The organism is Azospira sp. I09 (assembly GCF_009177135.1).
In the GTDB taxonomy this organism is placed as follows: domain Bacteria; phylum Pseudomonadota; class Gammaproteobacteria; order Burkholderiales; family Rhodocyclaceae; genus Azospira; species Azospira oryzae.
In genome coordinates, this window is sequence record NZ_AP021844.1 from 2,104,479 (window position 1) to 2,128,373 (window position 23,895).

At 60.4% G+C, this 23,895-nt stretch carries 29 protein-coding genes; all 29 read right to left on the reverse strand.

Features of this window, described 5'->3' with window-relative positions; translation table 11 throughout:
* Positions 1-32: 32 nt before the first annotated feature.
* Entirely contained in the window at positions 33-467 is a 435-nt protein-coding gene (rplO, locus tag AZSP09_RS09780; RefSeq protein WP_014235460.1) for a 50S ribosomal protein L15, read from the reverse strand.
* A 1-nt stretch (position 468) separates the two neighbouring features.
* Entirely contained in the window at positions 469-651 is a 183-nt protein-coding gene (gene rpmD, locus AZSP09_RS09785) for a 50S ribosomal protein L30 (protein ID WP_014235461.1), read from the reverse strand.
* Positions 652-654: 3 nt separating this feature from the next.
* On the reverse strand, positions 655-1,179 hold the full coding sequence (rpsE, locus tag AZSP09_RS09790) for a 30S ribosomal protein S5 (RefSeq protein WP_014235462.1): 525 nt from the start codon (positions 1,177-1,179) through the stop codon (positions 655-657).
* Positions 1,180-1,208: 29 nt separating this feature from the next.
* Positions 1,209-1,562 carry a 50S ribosomal protein L18 gene (rplR, locus tag AZSP09_RS09795; protein ID WP_130459319.1) on the reverse strand — a complete coding sequence of 118 codons (354 nt, stop codon included), beginning with the start codon at positions 1,560-1,562 and terminating at the stop codon, positions 1,209-1,211.
* Between the two features lie 12 nt (positions 1,563-1,574).
* Positions 1,575-2,105 carry a 50S ribosomal protein L6 gene (gene rplF, locus AZSP09_RS09800; RefSeq protein ID WP_014235464.1) on the reverse strand — a complete coding sequence of 177 codons (531 nt, stop codon included), beginning with the start codon at positions 2,103-2,105 and terminating at the stop codon, positions 1,575-1,577.
* Positions 2,106-2,114: 9 nt separating this feature from the next.
* The gene (rpsH, locus tag AZSP09_RS09805) at positions 2,115-2,510 is read right to left on the reverse strand and encodes a 30S ribosomal protein S8 (RefSeq protein ID WP_014235465.1); all 396 of its coding nucleotides are present in this window, start codon (positions 2,508-2,510) and stop codon (positions 2,115-2,117) included.
* A 15-nt stretch (positions 2,511-2,525) separates the two neighbouring features.
* Positions 2,526-2,831 carry a 30S ribosomal protein S14 gene (rpsN, locus tag AZSP09_RS09810; protein ID WP_014235466.1) on the reverse strand — a complete coding sequence of 102 codons (306 nt, stop codon included), beginning with the start codon at positions 2,829-2,831 and terminating at the stop codon, positions 2,526-2,528.
* A 7-nt stretch (positions 2,832-2,838) separates the two neighbouring features.
* Positions 2,839-3,378, reverse strand: coding sequence for a 50S ribosomal protein L5 (rplE, locus tag AZSP09_RS09815; protein ID WP_152089925.1), 540 nt, complete (start codon positions 3,376-3,378; stop codon positions 2,839-2,841).
* A 9-nt stretch (positions 3,379-3,387) separates the two neighbouring features.
* Positions 3,388-3,705, reverse strand: a complete 318-nt coding sequence (gene rplX, locus AZSP09_RS09820; protein ID WP_014235468.1) for a 50S ribosomal protein L24 — start codon at positions 3,703-3,705, stop codon at positions 3,388-3,390.
* Positions 3,706-3,714: 9 nt separating this feature from the next.
* Entirely contained in the window at positions 3,715-4,083 is a 369-nt protein-coding gene (rplN, locus tag AZSP09_RS09825) for a 50S ribosomal protein L14 (protein WP_014235469.1), read from the reverse strand.
* 161 nt (positions 4,084-4,244) lie between these two features.
* Positions 4,245-4,511 carry a 30S ribosomal protein S17 gene (rpsQ, locus tag AZSP09_RS09830; protein WP_014235470.1) on the reverse strand — a complete coding sequence of 89 codons (267 nt, stop codon included), beginning with the start codon at positions 4,509-4,511 and terminating at the stop codon, positions 4,245-4,247.
* On the reverse strand, positions 4,508-4,702 hold the full coding sequence (rpmC, locus tag AZSP09_RS09835; protein ID WP_014235471.1) for a 50S ribosomal protein L29: 195 nt from the start codon (positions 4,700-4,702) through the stop codon (positions 4,508-4,510). Before rpmC ends, rpsQ begins: the two co-directional genes overlap by 4 nt.
* 3 nt (positions 4,703-4,705) lie before the next feature.
* Positions 4,706-5,119 (reverse strand): 50S ribosomal protein L16, encoded by a 414-nt coding sequence (gene rplP, locus AZSP09_RS09840; RefSeq protein WP_014235472.1) that lies wholly within the window; start codon positions 5,117-5,119, stop codon positions 4,706-4,708.
* The gene (rpsC, locus tag AZSP09_RS09845; protein ID WP_130459234.1) at positions 5,106-5,942 is read right to left on the reverse strand and encodes a 30S ribosomal protein S3; all 837 of its coding nucleotides are present in this window, start codon (positions 5,940-5,942) and stop codon (positions 5,106-5,108) included. Before rpsC ends, rplP begins: the two co-directional genes overlap by 14 nt.
* Positions 5,943-5,951: 9 nt before the next feature.
* On the reverse strand, positions 5,952-6,281 hold the full coding sequence (gene rplV, locus AZSP09_RS09850; RefSeq protein ID WP_014235474.1) for a 50S ribosomal protein L22: 330 nt from the start codon (positions 6,279-6,281) through the stop codon (positions 5,952-5,954).
* Positions 6,282-6,291: 10 nt separating this feature from the next.
* The gene (rpsS, locus tag AZSP09_RS09855) at positions 6,292-6,567 is read right to left on the reverse strand and encodes a 30S ribosomal protein S19 (protein ID WP_014235475.1); all 276 of its coding nucleotides are present in this window, start codon (positions 6,565-6,567) and stop codon (positions 6,292-6,294) included.
* A gap of 13 nt (positions 6,568-6,580) precedes the next feature.
* Positions 6,581-7,408 carry a 50S ribosomal protein L2 gene (gene rplB, locus AZSP09_RS09860; protein ID WP_014235476.1) on the reverse strand — a complete coding sequence of 276 codons (828 nt, stop codon included), beginning with the start codon at positions 7,406-7,408 and terminating at the stop codon, positions 6,581-6,583.
* Between the two features lie 4 nt (positions 7,409-7,412).
* Entirely contained in the window at positions 7,413-7,709 is a 297-nt protein-coding gene (rplW, locus tag AZSP09_RS09865) for a 50S ribosomal protein L23 (RefSeq protein ID WP_014235477.1), read from the reverse strand.
* Positions 7,706-8,326, reverse strand: a complete 621-nt coding sequence (rplD, locus tag AZSP09_RS09870; protein WP_014235478.1) for a 50S ribosomal protein L4 — start codon at positions 8,324-8,326, stop codon at positions 7,706-7,708. Before rplD ends, rplW begins: the two co-directional genes overlap by 4 nt.
* 9 nt (positions 8,327-8,335) lie before the next feature.
* Positions 8,336-8,974: a 50S ribosomal protein L3 gene (gene rplC, locus AZSP09_RS09875; protein ID WP_014235479.1), complete on the reverse strand. Its 639-nt coding sequence runs from the start codon at positions 8,972-8,974 to the stop codon at positions 8,336-8,338.
* A 109-nt stretch (positions 8,975-9,083) separates the two neighbouring features.
* The gene (rpsJ, locus tag AZSP09_RS09880; RefSeq protein WP_014235480.1) at positions 9,084-9,395 is read right to left on the reverse strand and encodes a 30S ribosomal protein S10; all 312 of its coding nucleotides are present in this window, start codon (positions 9,393-9,395) and stop codon (positions 9,084-9,086) included.
* A 53-nt stretch (positions 9,396-9,448) separates the two neighbouring features.
* Positions 9,449-10,639 carry an elongation factor Tu gene (gene tuf, locus AZSP09_RS09885; RefSeq protein ID WP_014235481.1) on the reverse strand — a complete coding sequence of 397 codons (1,191 nt, stop codon included), beginning with the start codon at positions 10,637-10,639 and terminating at the stop codon, positions 9,449-9,451.
* 30 nt (positions 10,640-10,669) lie between these two features.
* Positions 10,670-12,763, reverse strand: a complete 2,094-nt coding sequence (gene fusA, locus AZSP09_RS09890; RefSeq protein WP_014235482.1) for an elongation factor G — start codon at positions 12,761-12,763, stop codon at positions 10,670-10,672.
* 38 nt (positions 12,764-12,801) lie between these two features.
* The gene (gene rpsG, locus AZSP09_RS09895) at positions 12,802-13,272 is read right to left on the reverse strand and encodes a 30S ribosomal protein S7 (RefSeq protein ID WP_152089926.1); all 471 of its coding nucleotides are present in this window, start codon (positions 13,270-13,272) and stop codon (positions 12,802-12,804) included.
* A 98-nt stretch (positions 13,273-13,370) separates the two neighbouring features.
* On the reverse strand, positions 13,371-13,748 hold the full coding sequence (gene rpsL, locus AZSP09_RS09900; RefSeq protein ID WP_014235484.1) for a 30S ribosomal protein S12: 378 nt from the start codon (positions 13,746-13,748) through the stop codon (positions 13,371-13,373).
* Between the two features lie 174 nt (positions 13,749-13,922).
* Entirely contained in the window at positions 13,923-18,131 is a 4,209-nt protein-coding gene (rpoC, locus tag AZSP09_RS09905) for a DNA-directed RNA polymerase subunit beta' (RefSeq protein WP_014235485.1), read from the reverse strand.
* A gap of 68 nt (positions 18,132-18,199) precedes the next feature.
* Positions 18,200-22,483 carry a DNA-directed RNA polymerase subunit beta gene (gene rpoB / locus AZSP09_RS09910; protein WP_152089927.1) on the reverse strand — a complete coding sequence of 1,428 codons (4,284 nt, stop codon included), beginning with the start codon at positions 22,481-22,483 and terminating at the stop codon, positions 18,200-18,202.
* 255 nt (positions 22,484-22,738) lie between these two features.
* Positions 22,739-23,113, reverse strand: coding sequence for a 50S ribosomal protein L7/L12 (rplL, locus tag AZSP09_RS09915; RefSeq protein ID WP_014235487.1), 375 nt, complete (start codon positions 23,111-23,113; stop codon positions 22,739-22,741).
* A 49-nt stretch (positions 23,114-23,162) separates the two neighbouring features.
* Positions 23,163-23,666 carry a 50S ribosomal protein L10 gene (gene rplJ / locus AZSP09_RS09920; protein WP_014235488.1) on the reverse strand — a complete coding sequence of 168 codons (504 nt, stop codon included), beginning with the start codon at positions 23,664-23,666 and terminating at the stop codon, positions 23,163-23,165.
* Positions 23,667-23,895: the final 229 nt, after the last annotated feature.

Here is a 23,895-nt window from a genome sequence, read left to right on the forward strand (position 1 = left end):
AACCGAACTTCCTCGCGCTACGTTAGAAACGATTACTCAGCCACGGAGCCGCCGGCAGCCTCAATGGCGGCCTTGGCACCCTTGGTGGCACCCACGCCCTTGAGCGCAACCTTGCGGCTGATCTCACCGGACAGGATGACCTTGGCGGACAGTGCATTGCCAGCCACCAGACCGGCCTGCTTCAGTACCAGCAGATCGATCTCGTCGACGGGCAGACCCTGGATCTCGGACAGACGAACTTCCACGTTGCGGGCATTCGTCAGGGAGACGAAACCGCGCTTCGGCAGACGGCGGTGCAAAGGCATTTGACCGCCTTCGAAACCGACCTTGTGGAAGCCGCCGGAACGGGACTTCTGACCCTTGTGGCCACGGCCGCAGGTCTTGCCCAGGCCGGAGCCGATACCGCGACCGACGCGCTTCTTGGCGTGCTTGGCGCCTTCTGCGGGCTTGATGGTATTCAGTTGCATGTTAGCCCTCGCACTTCAGCAGGTACGAAACCTTGTTGATCATGCCGCGCACAGCAGGCGTGTCCTGCAGCACGGAAGAGGAGTTCAGCCGGCGCAGGCCCAGGCCGCGCACGGTGGCGCGGTGGTCCTGCTTGGTGCCGATCAGGCTCTTGACGAGCGTAACCTTGATAGTCTTCTCAGCCATTTCTTACCCCAGGATGTCTTCAACGGACTTGCCGCGCTTGGCAGCAATTTCCGCCGGAGTGTTCATCGCCAGCAGGCCGTTCAGAGTGGCACGGACGATGTTGTAAGGATTGGTGGAGCCGTGAGCCTTGGCCACAACGTTGGTCACACCCATCACTTCGAACACGGCGCGCATGGCACCGCCGGCGATGATGCCGGTACCGTCGGCAGCGGGCATCATCAGAACGGTGGAGGAACCATGCTTACCAACAACGGCGTGCTGCAGGGTGCCGTTCTTCAGGCTGACTTTTTCCATCTTGCGACGGGCTTCGTCCATTGCCTTTTGCACGGCAACGGGCACTTCGCGGGACTTGCCCTTGCCCATGCCAACGCCGCCGTCGCCATCACCCACCACGGTCAGGGCAGCAAAGCCCAGAATCCGACCGCCCTTCACCACCTTAGTGACGCGGTTGATGGAGATCATCTTTTCGCGCAGACCGTCGTCGCGCTCGTCTGCCTGCTGGGGCTTCTTGGTTTGCGGTTTTGCCATAATTAACCTCGAACTTTCCTTCAGGCCGATCAGAACTTCAGACCGTTTTCGCGTGCAGCTTCAGCCAGGGCCTTGACACGACCGTGGTACTGGAAGCCGGCACGGTCGAAAGCGACCTGCTCGATGCCCGCCTTCTTGGCGCGCTCGGCGATGAGCTTACCGATGGTGGCAGCAGCATTCACATTGCCGCCATTCGGCAGATCCTTGCGCACTTCAGGTTCCAGGGAAGAGGCAGCAGCCAGAACCTTGGACCCGCAGGGAGAAATAACTTGAGCATAGATGTGGCTGTTGGTGCGGAACACGCACAGACGGACGGCCTTCAGCTCGGCGATTTTGGCCCGGGTTTTACGGGCACGACGCAAGCGCGACTGTTTTTTGTCAATCATTTCGCCACCTTACTTCTTCTTGGTTTCCTTGAGCGCGACCACTTCGTCGGCATACCGCACGCCCTTGCCCTTATAGGGTTCAGGCTTACGATAAGCGCGAACTTCAGCCGCTACCTGCCCCACCGCCTGCTTGTCCACACCCTTGATGAGGATTTCAGTCTGGCTCGGAGTCTCCACCTTGACGCCAGCAGGCATCTTGTGGGCCACCGGATGGGAAAAGCCGAGGGTCAGGTTCAGGGTGTCGCCCTGGGCCTGAGCACGGTAACCCACGCCGACCAGCGTCAGCTTGCGCTCAAAACCCTTGGTAACACCGGTCACCATATTGTTCAGATTGGCACGCATGGTGCCCCACAGAGCACCAGCACCTTCAACGCCTTCCACCGGGGAGCAAACCAGTTGCTCGCCCTCGACCTTCACGACCACAGCCGGGTTGGCCTTCAGCTTCAGCACGCCAAGGGGGCCCTTGACGGAGATCTCTTCACCCAGAGCAACTTCCACACCCTTGGGCAGCGAAATCGGATTCTTACCTACACGGGACATGGTTCCCCCTTACGCAACGATGCAGAGGACTTCGCCACCCACGTTCTGGGTGCGTGCCTTGCGGTCGGTCATGACGCCCTTGGGGGTGGACACAATTGCCACGCCCAGGCCATTCATAACACGCGGAATATCCTGGCTGCCCTTATAGACACGCAGACCAGGCCGGGAGACGCGCTCAATGCGCTCAATAACCGGGCGGCCGGCGTAGTACTTCAGGGCAATCTCCAGAGAAGCCTTGCCTTCGATTTCGCGCACGGCGAAATCATCAATATAACCTTCGCCCTTAAGGACGTCGGCAATCGCCACTTTCAGCTTGGAGCAGGGCATCGTTACGGATGCCTTCTCGGCCTGCTGGGCGTTGCGGATGCGGGTCAGCATGTCCGCGATCGGATCGCTCATAGCCATCTTTATTCCTCCTGCTTACCAGCTGGCCTTGGTCATACCGGGAATCTCGCCCTTGAAGGCGGCTTCACGGAGCTTGTTGCGGCACAGGCCGAACTTGCGGAAAACACCGCGCGGACGACCGGTTACTTGGCAACGATTGCGCAGACGGGCGGGGCTGGAATTGCGCGGCAGTGCCTGCAGCTTCAGACGAGCCTCGAAGCGCTCGGCGTCAGAAAGGCTCTGATTGTCGATAACGGCCTGCAGGGCAGCACGCTTGGCAGCGTACTTTTCCACGAGCGCGCGACGCTTCTCTTCGCGATTGATGAGTGACAGTTTTGCCATTATCGCCTCAATTCTTGAAGGGGAACTTGAAGGCAGACAGGAGGGCCTTGGCTTCCTCGTCGCTCTTCGCGGTGGTGGTAATGCTGATATTCATCCCGCGCAGAGCATCGATCTTGTCGTACTCGATTTCGGGGAAAATGATCTGCTCTTTCACGCCCATGTTGTAGTTGCCACGGCCGTCGAAGCCCTTGCCAGCCACGCCGCGGAAGTCACGCACGCGGGGCAGGGAAACGGTGATCAGGCGATCCAGGAACTCGAACATGCGGGGGCCACGCAGGGTGACCATGCAACCGATGGGGTAGCCGTCACGAATCTTGAAGCCAGCGATGGACTTGCGGGACTTGGTGACAACGGGCTTCTGACCAGCGATCTTCTGCATGTCGCCGACGGCATTTTCCAGGATCTTCTTATCCTGAACAGCTTCGCCGACACCCATGTTCAGGGTGATCTTGGTGATGCGCGGCACTTCCATAACGGACTTGTAGCCGAACCGCTTGGTCAGCTCAGGCACCACGCTAGCTTTGTAGTAGTCGAAAAAACGCGCCATGACTATTCCTTAAGCGTCCAGGGTTTCGCCATTGGACTTGAACACGCGCACTTTCTTGCCGTCTTCAAGAATCTTGAAGCCAACGCGGTCAGCCTTCTGGGTCGCAGCATTGAACAGCGCGACGTTAGAGATGTGAATGGGCATGTCTTTGTCAACGATGCCACCAACCACGCCCTTGATGGGATTGGGCTTGACGTGCTTCTTGGCACGGTTCACACCCTCGACCACCACATGCTCAGCATCGACACGGCGAGCAACGGTACCGCGCTTGCCCTTGTCTTTGCCGGCGATGACGACAACCTCGTCACCCTTGCGAATCTTTTCCATCACCGCTCCTTACAGCACTTCGGGCGCCAGGGACACGATCTTCATGAAGCGCTCGGTACGCAATTCGCGCGTAACCGGCCCGAAGATACGGGTACCAATGGGCTCCAGCTTGGCATTGAGGAGCACCGCCGCGTTGTTGTCGAACTTGATCAGCGAGCCATCGGGACGACGCACACCCTTGGCGGTACGAACCACCACGGCGTTATACACGTCACCCTTTTTCACGCGACCACGGGGAGCGGCATCCTTGATGGACACCTTGATGATGTCACCAACGGCCGCATAGCGACGCTTGGAGCCGCCCAGGACCTTGATACACATCACCGAACGCGCACCGGTATTATCGGCGACGTCCAGAATCGTCTGCATCTGAATCATTATTAACTCCAACTTTTCCCGCAACGGATCGCAGGCAGTCTTGGACCCCGAAGGGGGGAGGAACTAAAACAAAGGAGCCCGGCTGACACCGGGCACCTCGAAGAAGCGGGATAGTACACGCTCCTGAGAAAACGCGCAAGCCCTTTCGGGCTTGCCCATCATTAGATGATGGTTGCCTTTTCCAGCAGCTTGGTAACGCGCCAGGCCTTGGTGCGGGACAGAGGACGGGTTTCCTCGATCTCCACCAGGTCGCCAGCCTTGGCTTCGTTGTTTTCGTTGTGCGCGTGATACTTCTTGGACTTGGTCACGATCTTGCCGTAAACCGGGTGCTTCACGCGACGTTCGATCAGGACGGTGACGGTCTTTTCCATCTTGTCGCTGACCACGCGACCGATCAGGGTACGCTTGATGCTGGTGGTCTCGCTCATTGCTGTACCGCCTTTTCACGCATAAAGGTACGAACACGCGCAATATCCTTGCGCACCTTGTTCAGCTGGCTGGTATTGGCCAGCTGCTGCGTCGCAGCCTGCATGCGCAGGCTGAACTGGGCCTTCAGGAGCTCAACCAGCTCCGTGTTCAGCTCTTCGACGCTCTTCGCTTTCAACTCATTGGCTTTCATGGATTACCCCAACTGACGGGTCACGAAGGTGACAGCGAAGGGGATCTTGGCAGCAGCAAGGGCGAACGCCTCGCGAGCCAGAGCCTCATCCACACCGTCCATCTCGTACAGAACCTTACCCGGCTGAATTTCAGCCACGTAGTATTCCGGATTACCCTTACCGTTACCCATACGGACTTCGGCAGGCTTCTTGGAAATGGGCTTGTCCGGGAACACGCGGATCCAGATACGGCCGCCCCGCTTGATGTGACGGGTCATGGCACGACGCGCAGCTTCGATCTGACGGGAAGTCAGACGCCCGCGGGCGATGGCCTTGAGACCGAATTCACCAAAGCTAACCTTGGCACCGCGGGTAGCCAGACCGGTGTTACGGCCCTTCTGCTCCTTGCGGTATTTTCTGCGATTAGGCTGCAGCATCGTTGTTACCTGCCTTTCTTACGCGCTTGGCGGGGGCCTTGTCGCCCTCCGCAGCCTTGGCCTCACCTTCAGCCTTGGCCTTCACAGTACGAGTGGTCTTGGGCTTGTCAGCACCTTCGCCAGGCTTGGCGGAGCGACGGGGCTTGCGCTGTTCGTCGGCACCAGCTTCCGGAGCCACGACAGCGGGCTGGCCGTTGGCGGACATTTCACCCTTGAACACCCAGACCTTGATACCGATGATGCCGTAGGTGGTGCGGGCTTCGGAGGTAGCGTAGTCGATGTCGGCGCGCAGGGTGTGCAGGGGCACACGACCTTCGCGGTACCATTCGGTACGGGCGATTTCAGCACCGTTCAGACGGCCGGAGCTCATGATCTTGATGCCCTGGGCACCCAGACGCATGGCGTTCTGCATGGCACGCTTCATGGCACGACGGAACATGATCCGCTTTTCGAGCTGCTGGGCGATGGAGTCGCCGATCAGCTGGGCATCGAGTTCCGGCTTGCGGATTTCTTCGATGCTGACGTGGACCGGCACACCCATGATGCGCTGCAGTTCGGCGCGCAGGTTGTCGATCTCTTCACCCTTCTTGCCGATAACCACGCCCGGACGGGCGGAGAAGATGGTGACGCGGGCGTTCTTGGCGGGGCGCTCGATGAGAACGCGGCCGACGGACGCATGTGCCAGCTTCTTCTTGAGGTAGTCACGGACCCGGATGTCTTCGTTCAGCATGGTGGCGAAGTTCTGACTGTTCGCGTACCAGCGGGAAGCCCAGTTACGGTTCACGCTGAGGCGGAACCCGGTAGGATTAATCTTCTGTCCCATAACTCTTCCTCAGTTCCCGACGGTCACGAAAATGTGGCAGGTCTGCTTGATGATGCGATTGCCACGACCCTTCGCCCGAGCGGTGAAGCGCTTCAGAGACGTACCCTGTTCGACGTGAATGGTCTTGACCTTCAGTTCGTCGATATCGGCGCCGTCATTATGCTCGGCGTTGGCGATGGCAGACTCCAGAACCTTCTTAACGATCTTTGCGCCCTTTTGGGGAGCAAAGCCCAGGATGTTAAGCGCCTGGCCCACCGGCTTACCGCGAACCAGGTCAGCCACGAGGCGACCCTTCTGGGCGGAGAGGCGGACGCCGCGCAAAATAGCACGAGTTTCCATTTGCACTCCTTTACTTCTTCGCCTTCTTGCCGGCGGTATGACCCTTGAAAGTACGGGTCAGGGAGAATTCGCCGAGCTTGTGGCCGACCATGTTTTCGGTGACATACACCGGAATATGTTGCTTGCCGTTATGCACGGCAATGGTCAGACCGACGAAATCCGGCAGCACGGTGGAGCGGCGAGACCAGGTCTTGATCGGCCGCTTGTCGTTGCCAGCACGAGCGGCGTCGACTTTCTTCAGCAGGTGGGCATCGACGAACGGGCCCTTTTTTACAGAACGTCCCATAGATCTCTACCCCTTAACGCTTGTGACGACGCTGCACGATCATGGAGTTCGTGCGCTTGTTACGACGGGTACGATAACCCTTGGTCTTGGTACCCCAAGGACTAACCGGATGCATACCAGCTGCGGTACGGCCTTCACCACCACCGTGGGGGTGATCAACCGGGTTCATGACCACGCCACGAACGGTCGGACGAACACCGCGCCAGCGCATAGCACCGGCCTTACCGATGGAACGCAGGGAGTGCTCTTCGTTACCGACTTCACCGATGGTGGCACGACATTCGACGTGCACACGGCGGATTTCACCGGAGCGCAGACGCAGCTGAGCGTAAGAGCCTTCACGAGCCAGCAGTTGCACGGAAGTACCAGCGGCGCGAGCCAGCTGAGCACCCTTGCCGGGCAGCATTTCCACGCAGTGAATAGTGCTACCCACCGGAATGTTGCGAATCGGCAGGGCGTTGCCAGACTTGATCGGAGCTTCGGAGCCGGAGATCACTTGCTGGCCGACCACCATGCCCTTGGGGGCAATGATGTAACGGCGCTCGCCGTCGGCGTAGCACAGCAGAGCCACGTTGGCGGAACGATTGGGATCGTACTCGAGGCGCTCGACCTTGGCCGGAATGCCGTCCTTGTTGCGCTTGAAGTCGACAACACGGTAGTGCTGCTTATGACCGCCGCCCTTGTGGCGAACGGTGATGCGACCGTTGTTGTTACGACCGGAACCGCGGGTCTGCTTCTCGAGCAGGCCGGCGAACGGCTTACCCTTGTACAGATCGGGGTTGACGACCTTCACGACGGCACGGCGGCCGGCGGAAGTCGGTTTAACTTTGATCAATGCCATGTTCTTACTCCCCGGCCGCGAAATTGATTTCCTGGCCCGGCTTCAGGCTGACGTAAGCCTTCTTCCAGCTCTTGCGGCGGCCGATGAAACGACCGAAGCGCTTTTCCTTGCCCTTGACGTTGGCCACCTGAACGGACTCGACCTGCACCTTGAAGAGCAGCTCGACAGCAGCCTTGATTTCCGGCTTGGTTGCGTCGGAGGCAACCTTGAAAACCACCTGCTCGTTCTTATCGGCGATGAAAGTCGCCTTTTCGGAGATTTGCGGCGCCAGCAGCACCTGCAGCAGACGTTCTTGGCTCATCCCAGCAGCTCCTCAAACTTGGCCACAGCGCCCTTGGTCACGAGGACCTTGGGGAAGCGCACCAGGGACACGGGATCGGCTTCGCTAACGTCCAGAACCAGCACATTGGGCAGGTTGCGGGAAGCCAGGAAGACGTTCTCATCCAGGGAATCGGTAATCACCAGCACGGACTCGTAGCCCATGCCCTTGATCTTCTGGGCGAACAGCTTGGTCTTGGGAGCCTCGACAGAGAGGTTTTCCACCACAGCCAGACGGTCATCACGGACCAGCTGGGAAAGGATGGAAGCCAGACCAGCGCGGTACATCTTCTTGTTCACCTTCTGGGAGAAGTTCTCCTCAGGGGAATTCGGGAAAATGCGACCGCCTCCGCGCCACAGCGGGCTGCCATTGCTACCGGAACGTGCGCGACCGGTACCCTTCTGGCGCCAGGGCTTGGTGGTGGTGTGCCGAACTTCGGAGCGATCCTTCTGCTTGCGGTTGGCGCTACGGGCATTGGCCTGATAGGCAACAACCACCTGGTGCACCAGCGCTTCGTTGTACTCGCGGCCGAACAGGGCATCGGAAGCCTGCAGCTTGGCAGCTTCCTGACCGTTTTCGTTGATAACTTTCAGTTCCATCACGCCCCCTTAAGCCTTGACTGCCGGACGCACGATGACGTCGGAGCCCTTGGAGCCGGGAACAGCGCCTTTCACCAGCAGCAGCTGGCGCTCGACGTCGACCCGAACCACTTCCAGGCACTGCACAGTGCTCTTCACAGCACCCAGGTGACCGGCCATGCGCTTACCCGGGAACACGCGACCCGGATCCTGCGCCATACCGATGGAACCAGGAGCATTGTGAGACACGGAGTTACCGTGGCTGGCGCGGTTGGAGCTGAAGTTGTGACGCTTGATAGCGCCGGCAAAACCCTTACCCTGGGAGGTGCCGGTGATATCGACCTTCTGGCCAACAGCGAAGATGGTGACAGCGATCTGATCGCCAGCCTTCAGGCCAGCGAGCTGCTCAGCGGTCACGGGGAATTCTTTGAGCACGTGCCCAGCTTCAACACCAGCCTTGGCCAGATGACCAGCCAGAGACTTGTTGACGCGGGAGGCACGACGCTTGCCGAAAGTCACCTGAACGGCGGCATAGCCGTCGGTTTCAGGCGTTTTGATCTGGGACACACGGTTGTTCGACACGTCCAGCACAGTCACCGGGACGGTAGCACCGTCATCAGTGAATACGCGCGTCATGCCGACCTTGCGCCCAACAAGGCCTAGACTCATGGTTATTCTCCAAATGCCGGCTGCGATTGGCCGACAAGTAAGTCAAAATGGGCGACTCCAAACGGAGTCGCCCGCGGAAAAGCGGTGGATTATATACGCAACCAGTCGCTTATTGCAACTTGATTTCGACGTCAACACCAGCCGGCAGGTCGAGCTTCATCAGAGCATCAACAGTCTTGTCGGTCGGATCGATGATGTCCATCAGGCGCAGATGGGTCCGGATCTCGAACTGATCGCGGGAAGTCTTGTTCACGTGCGGGGAACGCAGCACGTCGTAACGCTGGATGCGGGTGGGCAGGGGCACGGGGCCGCGAACCACAGCACCGGTACGCTTGGCGGTTTCAACGATTTCCTGAGCAGATTGGTCGATCAGGCGGTAGTCGAAGGCCTTCAGACGGATACGGATTTTCTGGTTTTGCATGATATTTCCCAAAGAGCGATGGGGCGGGCGAAAGCCCGCCCCGAATGTAAAAATTACTCGATGATCTTGGCAACCACACCGGCGCCGACGGTACGGCCGCCTTCGCGGATAGCGAAGCGCAGACCTTCTTCCATGGCGATCGGGGCGATCAGCTTCACGGTCATCTGAATGTTGTCACCAGGCATGACCATTTCCACACCTTCGGGCAGGGAGATGGCGCCGGTCACGTCAGTGGTCCGGAAGTAGAACTGGGGACGGTAGTTGTTGAAGAACGGGGTGTGACGACCACCTTCGTCCTTGGACAGAACATACACTTCGCCAGTGAAGTGGGTGTGGGGGGTGATGGAACCGGGCTTGGCCAGCACTTGGCCGCGCTCGACTTCTTCACGCTTGGTGCCGCGCAGCAGCACGCCCACGTTGTCACCAGCCTGGCCTTGGTCCAGCAGCTTGCGGAACATTTCCACGCCGGTGCAGGTGGTCTTGGTGGTGGGCTTGATACCCACGATTTCGATTTCTTCGCCGACCTTGACGATGCCGCGCTCGACACGACCGGTCACCACGGTACCGCGGCCGGAGATGGAGAACACGTCTTCGATGGGCAGCAGGAAGGGCTTGTCCACAGCCCGCTCGGGGGTGGGGATGTAGCTGTCCAGAGCATCGGCCAGGGCCAGAATGGCGGGTTCGCCGATGTCGGACTGATCACCTTCCAGCGCCTTCAGGGCGGAGCCCTTGACGATGGGGATGTCGTCGCCGGGGAAGTCGTACTTGGAGAGCAGCTCGCGCACTTCCATTTCGACCAGTTCCAGCAGTTCGGCGTCATCCACCATGTCGCACTTGTTCAGGAACACGATGATGTAGGGCACGCCCACCTGACGGGCCAGCAGGATGTGCTCGCGGGTCTGGGGCATGGGGCCGTCAGCGGCGGAACAGACCAGAATGGCGCCGTCCATCTGGGCAGCACCGGTGATCATGTTCTTCACGTAGTCGGCGTGACCCGGGCAATCCACGTGAGCGTAGTGACGGGTGGCGGTTTCGTATTCGACGTGGGCGGTGTTGATGGTGATACCGCGGGCCTTTTCTTCGGGCGCAGCGTCGATCTGGTCGTAAGCCTTGGCTTCGCCACCGAACTTCTTGGACAGAATGGTGGTGATAGCAGCAGTCAGCGTGGTCTTACCGTGGTCAACGTGACCGATGGTGCCCACATTAACGTGCGGCTTCGTACGTTCAAACTTTTCCTTGGCCATCTTTCAATTCCTCAATTCGCAAAAATTCGATTACTTCTTGTTAATCACGGCTTCGGCGACGTTCTTCGGCGCCTCGGAGTAGTGCTTGAACTCCATGGAGTAGGTCGCACGACCCTGGGTCAGGGAGCGCAGCTGGGTGGCGTAGCCGAACATCTCAGCCAGGGGCACTTCAGCCTTCACTTCCTTGATGCCGCCGGGCAGATCATCCATACCCTGGACGATGCCGCGACGACCGGACAGGTCGCCCATGACGTTACCCATGTAGTCTTCCGGGGTTTCAACGACAACGGCCATCATCGGCTCCAGCAGCGTGGGCTGGGCCTTGCGCATACCTTCCTTGAATGCCATGGAGGCAGCCATGCGGAATGCGTTTTCGTTGGAGTCCACGTCGTGGTAGGAACCGTCGAACAGGGTGAACTTGATGTCAACCACCGGGAAGCCGGCCAGCACACCGCTGGAGATGGCGTCTTGCAGACCCTTGTCCACCGCGGGAATGAATTCGCGGGGCACGGTGCCGCCCTTGATGGCGTCAACAAACTCGTAGCCCTTGCCGGCTTCGTTCGGCTCGATCTTGAGCCAGACGTGACCGTACTGACCGCGACCGCCGGACTGCTTGACGAACTTGCCTTCCTGTTCGACAGCCTTCTTGATGCATTCGCGGTAGGCCACCTGGGGAGCACCCACGTTGGCTTCGACGCTGAATTCGCGCTTCATGCGGTCGACGATAATTTCCAGGTGCAGTTCGCCCATACCGGAAATGATGGTCTGACCGGACTCTTCGTCGGTACGCACGCGGAAGGACGGGTCTTCGGCGGCCAGACGATTCAGGGCGATACCCATCTTCTCTTGGTCAGCCTTGGTCTTGGGCTCGACAGCCACGTGAATCACGGGATCCGGGAATTCCATGCGCTCGAGAATGATCGGAGCATCCGGATCGCACAGGGTTTCACCGGTGGTCACTTCCTTCAGGCCCACGCAGGCGGCGATGTCGCCGGCCAGAACTTCCTTGATTTCCTCGCGGTTGTTGGCGTGCATCTGCAGGATGCGGCCGATGCGTTCCTTACGACCCTTGATCGGGTTGTAAATGGTGGAGCCGGAGGTCAGGACGCCGGAGTACACGCGCACGAAGGTCAGCTGGCCGACGTAGGGGTCGGTCATCAGCTTGAAAGCCAGAGCGGAGAACTTGGAGTCGTCGGAAGCAACGCGGCAATCCTTCTCGCCGTTTTCCTTTTCACCTTCAACGGGGGGAATATCCACCGGGGAGGGCAGCAGCTGAATAACAGCATCCAGCATGCGCTGCACGCCCTTGTTCTTGAAGGCGGTACCGCACAGCATGGGCTGGATTTCGCAGTTGATGGTGCGAGTACGCAGGCCCAGCAGGATGTCAGCCTCAGGCAGATCACCCTCTTCCAGGTACTTGTTCATCAGCTCTTCAGATGCCTCGGCAGCAGCCTCGACCATCTGTTCGCGCCAGGTCTGGGCAGTCTCGACCAGATCAGCGGGAATGTCCTTGTACTCGAACTTCATACCCTGGGAGGCTTCGTCCCAGATGATGGCCTTCATCTTGATCAGATCGACCACGCCGGTGAAGGTATCTTCGGCACCGATCGGAATCACGATCGGCACGGGATTGCCCTTCAGGCGGACCTTCATCTGCTCGACGACCTTGAAGAAATTGGCGCCGGAGCGGTCCATCTTGTTCACGAAAGCCAGACGGGGAACCTTGTACTTGTTGGCCTGACGCCACACAGTCTCGGACTGGGGCTGAACGCCACCCACAGCACAGTAAACCATGCAGGCACCATCCAGCACACGCATGGAACGCTCCACCTCGATGGTGAAGTCCACGTGCCCCGGGGTGTCGATGATGTTGAAGCGGTGCTCGGGGAAGGAGTTGTCCATCCCCTTCCAGAAGCAAGTGGTAGCAGCGGAGGTAATGGTAATACCACGCTCCTGCTCCTGCTCCATCCAGTCCATGGTGGCAGCACCGTCGTGCACTTCACCGATTTTGTGGTTCACACCGGTGTAGTACAGGATGCGCTCGGTGGTAGTCGTCTTACCGGCGTCAATGTGAGCGCTAATACCGATATTGCGGTAGCGCTCGATGGGAGTTTTGCGAGCCACGTTAGTAACCTTCGCTGTAAACGTTTGTCAGGAGACGGTTAGAAACGGTAGTGGGCGAAGGCCTTGTTGGCTTCGGCCATACGATGCACTTCGTCACGCTTCTTCACGGCGCCGCCGCGGTTTTCGGCCGCTTCCAGCATTTCGGCAGCCAGACGCAGACCCATGGTCTTTTCGGAACGCTTGCGGGCGGCCTCGCGCAGCCAACGCATGGCCAGAGCCATACGGCGGGCGGGACGAACTTCCACGGGCACCTGGTAGTTGGCACCACCGACGCGACGGGACTTCACTTCCACCATGGGACGCACGTTGGCGATGGCGGAGGCAAACACTTCCAGAGGATCCTTGCCGGACTTGGAAGAAATCTGCTCGAAGGCACCGTAGACGATGCGCTCGGCCACGGACTTCTTGCCGCTTTGCATCACGGCATTCACAAACTTGGAGACATCCACGCTGCCGAACTTGGGATCGGGCAGGATGTCGCGTTTCGGTACTTCACGACGACGGGGCATAACAACCTCACTAGTTCACAATTCAGTTGCGACATTTCCGGAATAGAAATGACACATGGCCGCCCATGTGGGGGCGGCCACTTACTAAAACGACCTGATTAGGCCGCCTTCGGACGCTTGGCCCCGTACTTGGAACGGGACTGCTTACGATCCTTGACGCCCTGGGTATCCAGGGAGCCGCGCACGGTGTGGTAACGCACACCAGGCAAATCCTTCACACGACCACCGCGAATCAGGACCACGGAGTGCTCCTGCAGGTTGTGGCCTTCACCACCGATGTAGGAAATGACTTCGAAGCCATTAGTCAGACGAACCTTGCACACCTTACGCAGTGCGGAGTTCGGCTTCTTCGGAGTGGTGGTGTAAACACGGGTGCACACGCCACGCTTCTGGGGGCACTTTTCCAGAGCAGGAACCTTGCTCTTGGTAATTTCGGCCACCCGGGGCTTGCGCACGAGTTGGTTGATGGTCGGCATAACAAATCCTCATTTAGGCGGCTTTGCCGCCAAAACACTGAAACAGCGGGCTGACTGCCCGCCTCGCCTCAGCGATTTTTTTATCCAAACAAAGGCAATGATTAGCCTTTGCCGCGAAAAGACCCGAGATTTTATTGGGAAGCAACCCTCGAGTCAACGGTTGCTTCCCAAAGATCAGACGGCGTCGTTGCCGGCAGGCACTTCCTCGACAGCCACATCCTCCCCGCCCAGGACCCGGTCGAGGCCCTGGTCGTTGCCAGCAGCCTGCTGACGACGGGAATTGTGGTAGGCAAGACCGGTACCGGCAGGAATCAGGCGGCCGACGATGACGTTTTCCTTCAGGCCGCGCAGTTCGTCGCGCTTGCCCATGATGGCCGCTTCCGTCAGCACGCGGGTGGTTTCCTGGAAGGAAGCCGCGGAGATGAAGGAGTCGGTGGACAAGGAGGCCTTGGTGATACCGAGCAGCATGTAGTCGTAGCTGGCGGGCAGCTTGCCTTCGGCAACGACGCGATCGTTCTCGTCCAGCACATCGGCGCGTTCGACCTGTTCGCTCTTGATGAAGCGGGTATCGCCCGGCTCGGTGATGGTGACCCGACGCAGCATCTGGCGCACGATCACTTCAATGTGCTTGTCGTTGATCTTCACGCCCTGCAGACGGTACACATCCTGCACTTCATCGGTGATGTAGCGGGCCAGGGCTTCGACACCCTTGAGCTTGAGGATTTCATGGGGATCGGGCTCGCCGTCCACAATGACCTCGCCCTTGTTCACCACCTGACCGTCGTGCACCATGACGTGCTTGTCCTTGAGGATCAGATACTCGTGGGCGACACCGTCCAGATCGGTGATGACCAGACGCTGCTTGCCCTTGGTGTCCTTGCCGAAGGAAACGGTACCGGTGTACTCGGCCAGCATGCCCACATCCTTGGGCGTACGGGCTTCGAACAGCTCAGCCACACGGGGCAGACCGCCGGTAATGTCGCGGGTCTTGGCGGATTCTTGCGGAATCTTCGCCAGCACGTCGCCAACACCCACCTGCTGGCCATCGGCCACGGTGATGATGGAGCCCACCTGGAAGGTGATGGTCACGGCGTGCTCGGTGCCATGCATCTTCACTTCCTGGCCGTTCTCGTCCAGCAGCTTGACCTGGGGACGCAGGCCCTTGGCCTGGGCCTTGCCGCCGCGCTTGGGATCGATCACCACCAGGGTGGACAGGCCGGTCACATCGTCGATCTGCTTGGCGACGGTGGAGCCTTCTTCCACGTTCTCGAACTTGATGGTACCGGCGTACTCGGTAATCATCGGACGGGTATGGGGATCCCAGGTCGCCAGCACGGCACCGGCCTTCACCACCTGGCCGTCATCGGCGGTCAGGATGGCGCCGTAGGGCACCTTGTGACGTTCGCGCTCGCGGCCGTTGTCGTCGGTCACCAGCACTTCGCCGGAACGGGTGAAGACGATCTTCTCACCCTTGACGTTGGTCACATAGCGCATGGTGGCGGTGAAGCGCACCACACCGTTGGACTTGGTATCGACCCGGTCGGCCACGGCAGCACGGGAAGCCGCACCGCCGACGTGGAAGGTCCGCATGGTCAGCTGGGTACCCGGTTCGCCGATGGACTGGGCGGCGATGACGCCGACAGCCTCACCCACATTGACCAGGGAACCGCGGCCCAGATCGCGGCCGTAGCACTTGGCGCACAGACCGTAACGGGTGTCGCAGGTCAGGGGGGTACGGACCTTGACTTCATCGATGCCCAGCTTGTCGATCAGATCGCACAGATCCTCGTCCACCAGGGTACCGGCTTCGATGACGGTTTCTTCGCTTTCCGGATTCACCACGTCAGCCACGACCACGCGGCCCAGAATACGGTCGCGCAGCGGCTCGATCACCTCACCGCCCTCGATCAGGGCCTTCATGGTGACGCCGTTCTGGGTGCCGCAATCGTCCTCGGTCACCACCAGATCCTGGGTCACATCCACCAGACGGCGGGTCAGGTAGCCGGAGTTGGCGGTCTTCAGTGCCGTATCGGCCAGACCCTTCCGCGCACCGTGGGTGGAGATGAAGTACTGAAGCACGTTCAGGCCTTCACGGAAGTTGGTGGTAATCGGCGTTTCGATAATGGAGCCGTCCGGCTTGGCCATCAGGCCCCGCATACCGGCCAGCTGGCGAATCTGGGCCGCGGAACCCCGGGCGCCGGAGTCGGCCATCATGTAGATGGAGTTGAAGGACTCCTGCTTCACGGTCTTGCCGTGACGGTCCACCACCTCTTCATGACCCAGCTGCTCCATCATGACCTTGGCCACCTGATCGCCGGTACGGCCCCAGATATCCACGACCTTGTTGTAGCGCTCACCGAAGGTCACCAGACCGTTGGTGTATTGGGTTTCGATTTCCTTAACTTCCTTCTCGGCCTCGGCGATGATGGTGTGCTTTTCGGTCGGCACACGCATGTCGTCGGAGCAGAAGGAGATGCCAGCACGGGTAGCCAGAGCGTAGCCGTTCTGCATCAGCTTGTCGGCGAACACCACTGTTTCCTTCAGGCCGCAACGGCGGAAGGAGGTGTTGATCAGCTTGGAGATTTCCTTCTTCTTCAGGGCCTTGTCGATGACGCTGAAAGGCAGGCCCTTGGGCAGGATCTCGGAGAGGATGGCACGGCCGCAGGTGGTGTTGTAGCGGGTGATCTTCTCCACCCACTCGCCGCTTTCGCCGCGCACATATTCCTTCAGACGCACGGAAACCTTGGCATGCAGGTCGGCCAGGCCGGAATTCACGGCCCGCAGCACTTCGCTGACGTCAGCGAAGTTCATGCCTTCGCCCTTGGCGTTGATGCGGTCGCGGGTGGCGTAGTACAGACCCAGCACGATATCCTGGGACGGCACGATGATCGGTTCGCCGTTGGCCGGGGAGAGCACGTTGTTGGAGGCCAGCATCAGGGTGCGGGCTTCCATCTGGGCTTCCAGGGACAGGGGCACGTGGACAGCCATCTGGTCGCCGTCAAAGTCGGCGTTGAAGGCGGCACACACCAGGGGATGCAGCTGGATGGCCTTGCCTTCGATCAGGGTCGGCTCGAAAGCCTGGATACCCAGACGGTGCAGGGTCGGCGCACGGTTCAGCATGACCGGATGTTCGCGGATGACGTCTTCCAGGATGTCCCACACCACGGGCTCCTGGGATTCGACCATCTTCTTGGCCTGCTTGATGGTGGTTGCCAGGCCCATCAGTTCCAGCTTGTGGAAGATGAAGGGCTTGAACAGCTCCAGGGCCATCAGCTTGGGCAGGCCGCACTGGTGCAGCTTGAGCTGGGGACCCACCACGATCACGGAACGACCGGAGTAGTCCACCCGCTTGCCCAGCAGGTTCTGACGGAAGCGGCCGCCCTTGCCCTTGATCATGTCGGCCAGGGACTTCAGGGGGCGCTTATTGGCGCCGGTCATGGCCTTGCCGCGGCGACCGTTGTCCAGCAGGGAGTCCACGGACTCCTGCAGCATGCGCTTTTCGTTGCGCACGATGATTTCCGGCGCCTTCAGCTCCAGCAGGCGCTTCAGACGGTTGTTCCGGTTAATGACGCGACGGTAGAGGTCGTTCAGGTCGGAAGTGGCGAAACGGCCGCCGTCCAGGGGCACCAGCGGGCGCAGGTCCGGGGGCAGCACGGGCAGCACTTCCAGGATCATCCAGTCGGGCTTGATGCCGGACTTCTGGAAGCCTTCGAGGATCTTCAGGCGCTTGGCGATCTTCTTGTTCTTGGCTTCGGAACCGGTGGTTTCCAGTTCGCTGCGCAGACGCTCGACTTCGTGATCCAGGTCCAGGGTACGCAGCAGTTCGCGCACGGCCTCGGCACCCATCAGGGCGATGAAGTCGTCACCGTACTCTTCCACCTTGGCCAGGTAGTCGTCTTCGGTCAGCAGCTGGCCCCGGTTGAGGGAGGTCATGCCGGGCTCGATCACCACGTAGGCTTCGAAGTAGAGGACCCGCTCGATGTCGCGCAGGGTCATGTCCAGCACCATGCCGAGACGGCTGGGCAGGGACTTGAGGAACCAGATGTGGGCGGTCGGGCTGGCCAGCTCGATGTGGCCCATACGCTCGCGGCGCACCTTGGCCAGGGTTACTTCGACGCCGCACTTCTCGCAGATGACGCCACGATGCTTGAGGCGCTTGTACTTGCCGCACAGGCACTCGTAGTCCTTGATCGGGCCAAAGATCTTGGCGCAGAACAGGCCGTCACGCTCCGGCTTGAAGGTGCGGTAGTTGATGGTTTCCGGCTTTTTAACTTCGCCGTAGGACCAGGACCGGATCTTGTCCGGCGACGCGAGACTGATGGTGATCGCGTCGAATTCTTCTTCCTGGGTTACCTGCTTAAACAGATCGAGCAGTGCTTTCATTGTTCACTCCAACCGGGGTGTGAATCCAAAAATTCCGTGTATCGGGCCAATTTGCTGCGTGGGGCGGTTTAGTACCGTTCCAGGTCGATGTCGATCGCCAGGGAGCGGATTTCCTTCACCAGCACGTTGAAGGATTCCGGCATGCCGGCATCGATCTTGTGCTCGCCCTTGACGATGTTTTCGTAAACCTTGGTACGACCATTCACATCGTCCGACTTCACGGTCAGCATTTCCTGCAGCACGTAGGAGGCGCCGTAGGCTTCCAGGGCCCACACTTCCATTTCACCGAAGCGCTGGCCGCCGAACTGGGCCTTACCGCCCAGGGGCTGCTGGGTCACCAGGCTGTACGGGCCGGTGGAACGGGCGTGCATCTTGTCGTCCACCAGGTGGTGCAGCTTCAGGTAATGCATGTAGCCCACCGTCACCTGACGCTCGAAGGCGTCGCCGGTACGGCCGTCGTGCAGGGTGATCTGGCCGGATTCGGGCATGCCCGCGAGACGCAGCATGGCCTTGATTTCGGCTTCGTCGGCACCGTCGAACACCGGGGTGGCGAAAGGCACGCCGGTGGTCAGGTTGCCGGCCAGTTCCATGATTTCCTGGTCGTTCAGCTCGTTCAGGTTTTCCTTCTTGCCTTCGGAGTTGTAAATCTCTTCCAGGAACTTGCGCACTTCGGCAGCCTTGGCGCCGGCCTGCAGCATGTCGCCGATCTTGTAGCCCAGGCCCTTGGCGGCCCAGCCCAGGTGCACTTCCAGAATCTGGCCCACGTTCATCCGGGACGGCACACCCAGGGGGTTCAGCACGATATCCACGGGACGGCCGTCGGCCATGTAGGGCATGTCTTCCACGGGCACGATGCGGGAAACCACACCCTTGTTACCGTGGCGGCCGGCCATCTTGTCGCCGGGCTGCAGGCGGCGCTTCACGGCCACGTAGACCTTGACCATCTTCTGCACGCCCGGGGGCAGTTCGTCGCCCTGGGTCAGCTTCTTGCGCTTCTCTTCGAAGGCAATGTCGAAGTCCTTGCGGGTCTGCTCCAGGGATTCCTTCAGCTGTTCCAGTTGCTGGGCGACTTCCTCGTCGGCCATGCGCACGTCGAACCAGTTGTGGGGATCGATGCCGTCCAGGTATTCCTGGGTCACGACAGTGCCCTTGGCCAGCTTCTTCGGACCGCCGTTGGCCGGCTTGCCGGTGATCAGGCGGCCGACACGGGCGAAGGTGTCACGCTCCACGATACGCATCTGATCGGCCAGATCCTGCTTGTAGCCACGCAGATGGTCGTCGATGATGGACTGGGCGCGCTTGTCGCGTTCGATGCCTTCGCGGGTGAACACCTGCACGTCGATGACGGTGCCGGCGATACCGGACGGCACGCGCAGGGAGGTGTCCTTAACGTCGGAGGCCTTCTCGCCGAAGATGGCGCGCAGCAGCTTTTCTTCCGGCGTCAGCTGGGTCTCGCCCTTGGGGGTGACCTTACCCACCAGCACGTCGCCGGCTTCCACTTCGGCGCCAATGTACACCACGCCGGATTCGTCCAGACGGGACAGCTGTACCTCGCCCAGGGAGGCGATGTCGCGGGTGATTTCCTCGGGTCCGAGCTTGGTGTCGCGGGCCACCACGGTCAGTTCTTCGATGTGGATGGAGGTGTAGCGGTCTTCCGCCACCACGCGCTCGGAGATCAGGATCGAGTCTTCGAAGTTGTAGCCGTTCCAGGGCATGAAGGCGATCAGCATGTTCTGACCGAGGGCCAGTTCGCCCTTGTCGGTAGAAGCGCCGTCGGCCACCACGTCACCCTTGGCGATGATGTCGCCCATCTTCACCAGCGGACGCTGGTTGATGTTGGTGTTCTGGTTAGAACGGGTGTACTTGGTCAGGTTGTAGATGTCCACGCCGACTTCGCCCGGCACGGTTTCATCGTCATGCACACGGACCACGACGCGGGAAGCATCCACGTAATCCACCACGCCGCCACGCAGGGCCTGCACGGCAGTGCCGGAGTCCACGGCCACGGTGCGTTCGATGCCGGTACCGACCAGGGGCTTCTCCGGACGCAGGCAGGGCACGGCCTGACGCTGCATGTTGGCGCCCATCAGGGCCCGGTTCGCATCGTCGTGCTCGAGGAAGGGGATCAGGGAGGCAGCGACGGAAACGATCTGGCCCGGGGCCACGTCCATGTACTGGACGCGGGACGGTTCGGCCAGAATGGTTTCACCCTTTTCGCGGCAGGTCACCAGCTCGTCCACCAGGGTGCCGTCGGCACCCAGGGCGGCGTTGGCCTGGGCCACCACGTAAGCGCCTTCTTCAATGGCGGAGAGGTATTCGATCTGGTCGGTCACCTTGCCGTCCACCACCTTGCGGTAGGGGGTTTCCAGGAAACCGTAGGAGTTGGTGCGGGCGAACAGGGCCAGGGAGTTGATCAGGCCGATGTTCGGACCTTCCGGCGTTTCGATCGGGCAGACGCGTCCGTAGTGGGTCGGATGTACGTCGCGCACTTCGAAGCCGGCGCGTTCGCGGGTCAGACCGCCCGGGCCCAGGGCGGAAACGCGCCGCTTGTGGGTGATCTCGGACAGGGGGTTGGTCTGGTCCATGAACTGGGACAGCTGGCTGGAGCCGAAGAATTCCTTGATGGCGGCGCTGATCGGCTTGGCGTTGATCAGGTCGTGGGGCATCAGGTTGTCGGACTCGGCCTGGGACAGGCGCTCCTTGACGGCGCGCTCGACGCGCACCAGACCGGCGCGGAACTGGTTCTCAGCCAGTTCGCCGACGGAACGCACGCGGCGGTTGCCCAGGTGATCGATGTCGTCGATTTCGCCGCGACCGTTGCGCAGTTCCACCAGCAGCTTGATGGATTCGACGATGTCGCGGGGCGACAGGGTCAGCTGCTCGCGCACTTCGACGTTGGCGCCCAGGGCCTTCAGTTGGGCGGCCAGGGTGTGGGCGGCTTCTTCGGTCAGGTTTTCGGCAGCGGCACGGGAACCATACTGAAGCTCGTTCAGGATTTCCTGGACGGTGCCCTGATTGGCGCCGGTGAACTCGGCGATGGCCTTGGCCAGCGCTTCGGTCTTGTGCGGAGCGTTCTTGATGGTGACCTTGTACTCGACCACATCGGGACGGCCGATGCGGCGGTTGAACTTCATGCGGCCCACGCCGGACAGATCGTAGCGATCGTCGGAGTAGAAGAGACCGTTGAAGAGGATCTCCACGGCTTCTTCGGTGGGCGGCTCGCCGGGACGCATCATGCGGTAGATGGCGACGCGGGCGGCCTGCTTGGTGGCGGTATCGTCAGCACGCAGGGTGTTGGAGATGAAGGCGCCACGGTCCAGGTCGTTGGTGTACAGGGTCTGGAATTCGGCCACGCCGGCATCCCGCAGCTTGGCCAGCAGGGACTCGGTGATTTCATCGTTGGCATTGGCGATGACTTCGCCGCTGTCCTTGTCGATGATGTTGTGACCGATGACGCGGCCGACCAGGAAGTCGTCGGGCACGGCGATGTGCTTGATGCCGGCAGCGTCCAGATCGCGGATGTGCTTGGCGGTGATGCGCTTGTCCTTCGGCACGATGACCTTGCCGGCCTTGTCGCAGAAATCGAAACGGGCGGTTTCGCCGCGCAGACGCTCGGGCACCAGGGTGAAGTCGGCGCCGTTCTTCAGCAGCTTGAAGTCGTCGAATTCGAAGAAGCCGGCCAGGATCTGCTCATTGGTCAGGCCGATGGCCTTGAGCAGGGTAGTGACGGGCATCTTGCGGCGACGGTCAACGCGGAAGAAGAGGATGTCCTTCGGATCGAATTCGAAGTCCAGCCAGGAACCGCGGTAGGGAATCACGCGGGCGGAGAACAGCAGCTTGCCGGAAGAATGGGTCTTGCCGCGGTCGTGCTCGAAGAACACGCCGGGGGAACGGTGCAGCTGGGAGACGATGACCCGCTCGGTACCGTTGATGACGAAAGAACCGGTGGTGGTCATGAGCGGAATCTCGCCCATGTACACTTCCTGCTCCTTCACTTCCTTCACGGTATCCGGAGCTTCCCGGTCCATGATCACCAGGCGCACCTTGGCGCGCAGGGCGGAGGCGAAGGTCAGGCCCCGTTGCTGACATTCCTTGACGTCGAAGGCGGGTTCGGCCAGCTGGTAGCTGACGAACTCCAGCCGGGCATTGCCGGAATGGGAAACGATGGGGAAGATGGAGCCGAAAGCGGCCTGAAGCCCTTGATTGCGACGCTTGGCGGTGGGCAGTTCCGCCTGCAGGAAGGCCGTATAGGATTCCAGCTGGGTGGCCAGCAAGAACGGCACGTCGAGCACGCTTGCACGCTTGGCAAAACTCTTGCGGATGCGTTTTTTCTCGGTGTAGGAGTAGGTCATGGTCGCTCCGAGCTCAGAAAGCAAAATTCCTCAAAAGAGGTTGGATCCGCCGATGTTCCCGGCGGCTGCAACGGATAAACGCAAGCTTCATCTTTTCTGCCTGTCCGGCGCCGGCGCCGGGAGATGATGCTTGCGTTTATACGTTGCGCAGTACTGGGTGATGCTGTTGGAACCGTTGAAACGCCTGGGCGTTTCAGAAAAGCACAAATGGGCTGGCGGCAAAAATGCCGCCAGCCCATGGCAAGCGAGTCGAATTTACTTGACTTCGACCTTGGCGCCAGCTTCTTCCAGCTGCTTCTTCAGGGCTTCAGCGTCAGCCTTGGAGATGCCTTCCTTCACAGCCTTGGGAGCGCCGTCGACGACGTCCTTGGCTTCCTTCAGGCCCAGGCCGGTAGCAGCGCGGACGACCTTGATGACTTCAACCTTCTTGTCGCCGGCAGCAGCCAGGACCACGGTGAACTCGGTCTGCTCTTCAGCAGCAGCGCCACCGGCGGCAGCGCCGGGAGCGGCCACGGCCATAGCGGCAGCGGAAACGCCAAACTTCTCTTCGAAAGCCTTGACCAGGTCGTTCAGGTCCATAACGGTCATGGAACCGACGGCTTCCAGGATGTCTTCTTTGGTAATAGCCATTTAGATAACTCCTAATTCAAATCGGATATGCAAGTGTTCGACAGGCCGATCAGGCAGCAGCGCCTTCGGCTTCGCGCTTCTTGGCGAGAGCGCCCATGGCCACGGCAAAGCCGGACACGGGAGCCTTCATCACGCCCAGCAGCTTGGCCAGCAGCTCGTCGCGGCTCGGGATGGAAGCCAGGGCTTGCACGCCAGCCTTGTCCATCACCTTACCGGCGTAAGAGCCAGCCTTCAGCACCAGCTTGTCGTTGGTCTTGGCAAAGTCGTTGAGGACCTTGGCAGCGGCAACAGGGTCAGCGGAAACGCTGTAAATCAGCGGACCAACCATGTGCTCAGCCAGGCCGGCGAAGGCGGTGTCAGCCACCGCACGACGCACCAGGGTGTTCTTCAGCACACGCAGGTAAACACCAGATTCGCGGGCCTTTTTCCGCAGCACGGTGAGATCGCCCACCTCGATACCGCGGTACTCAGCCACGACGATGGTCTGGGCGTTGGCTACCTGTGCCGACACCTCTGCCACGACGGCTTTCTTGTCATTAAGATTGAGACCCATAGGTCTTTCCTCCTTTCAAGTCTAAACACGGCGGCTCGGAAGCCGAATCCGCCGCACCCACGGCGACCTGAATCAGGGAATCATGCCGGAAACCGGCCAAAATCCTGTTTCGGGAACACCGTCTGCGCAGGCCCCTCGCGGAACTTAAGCTACCGGGAAGAGAACTTCCCGGCGGCACCTGCGGTCTTTGACGATCCGCGGCCCCACCCCGGAGGGAGAGGCCACGGCC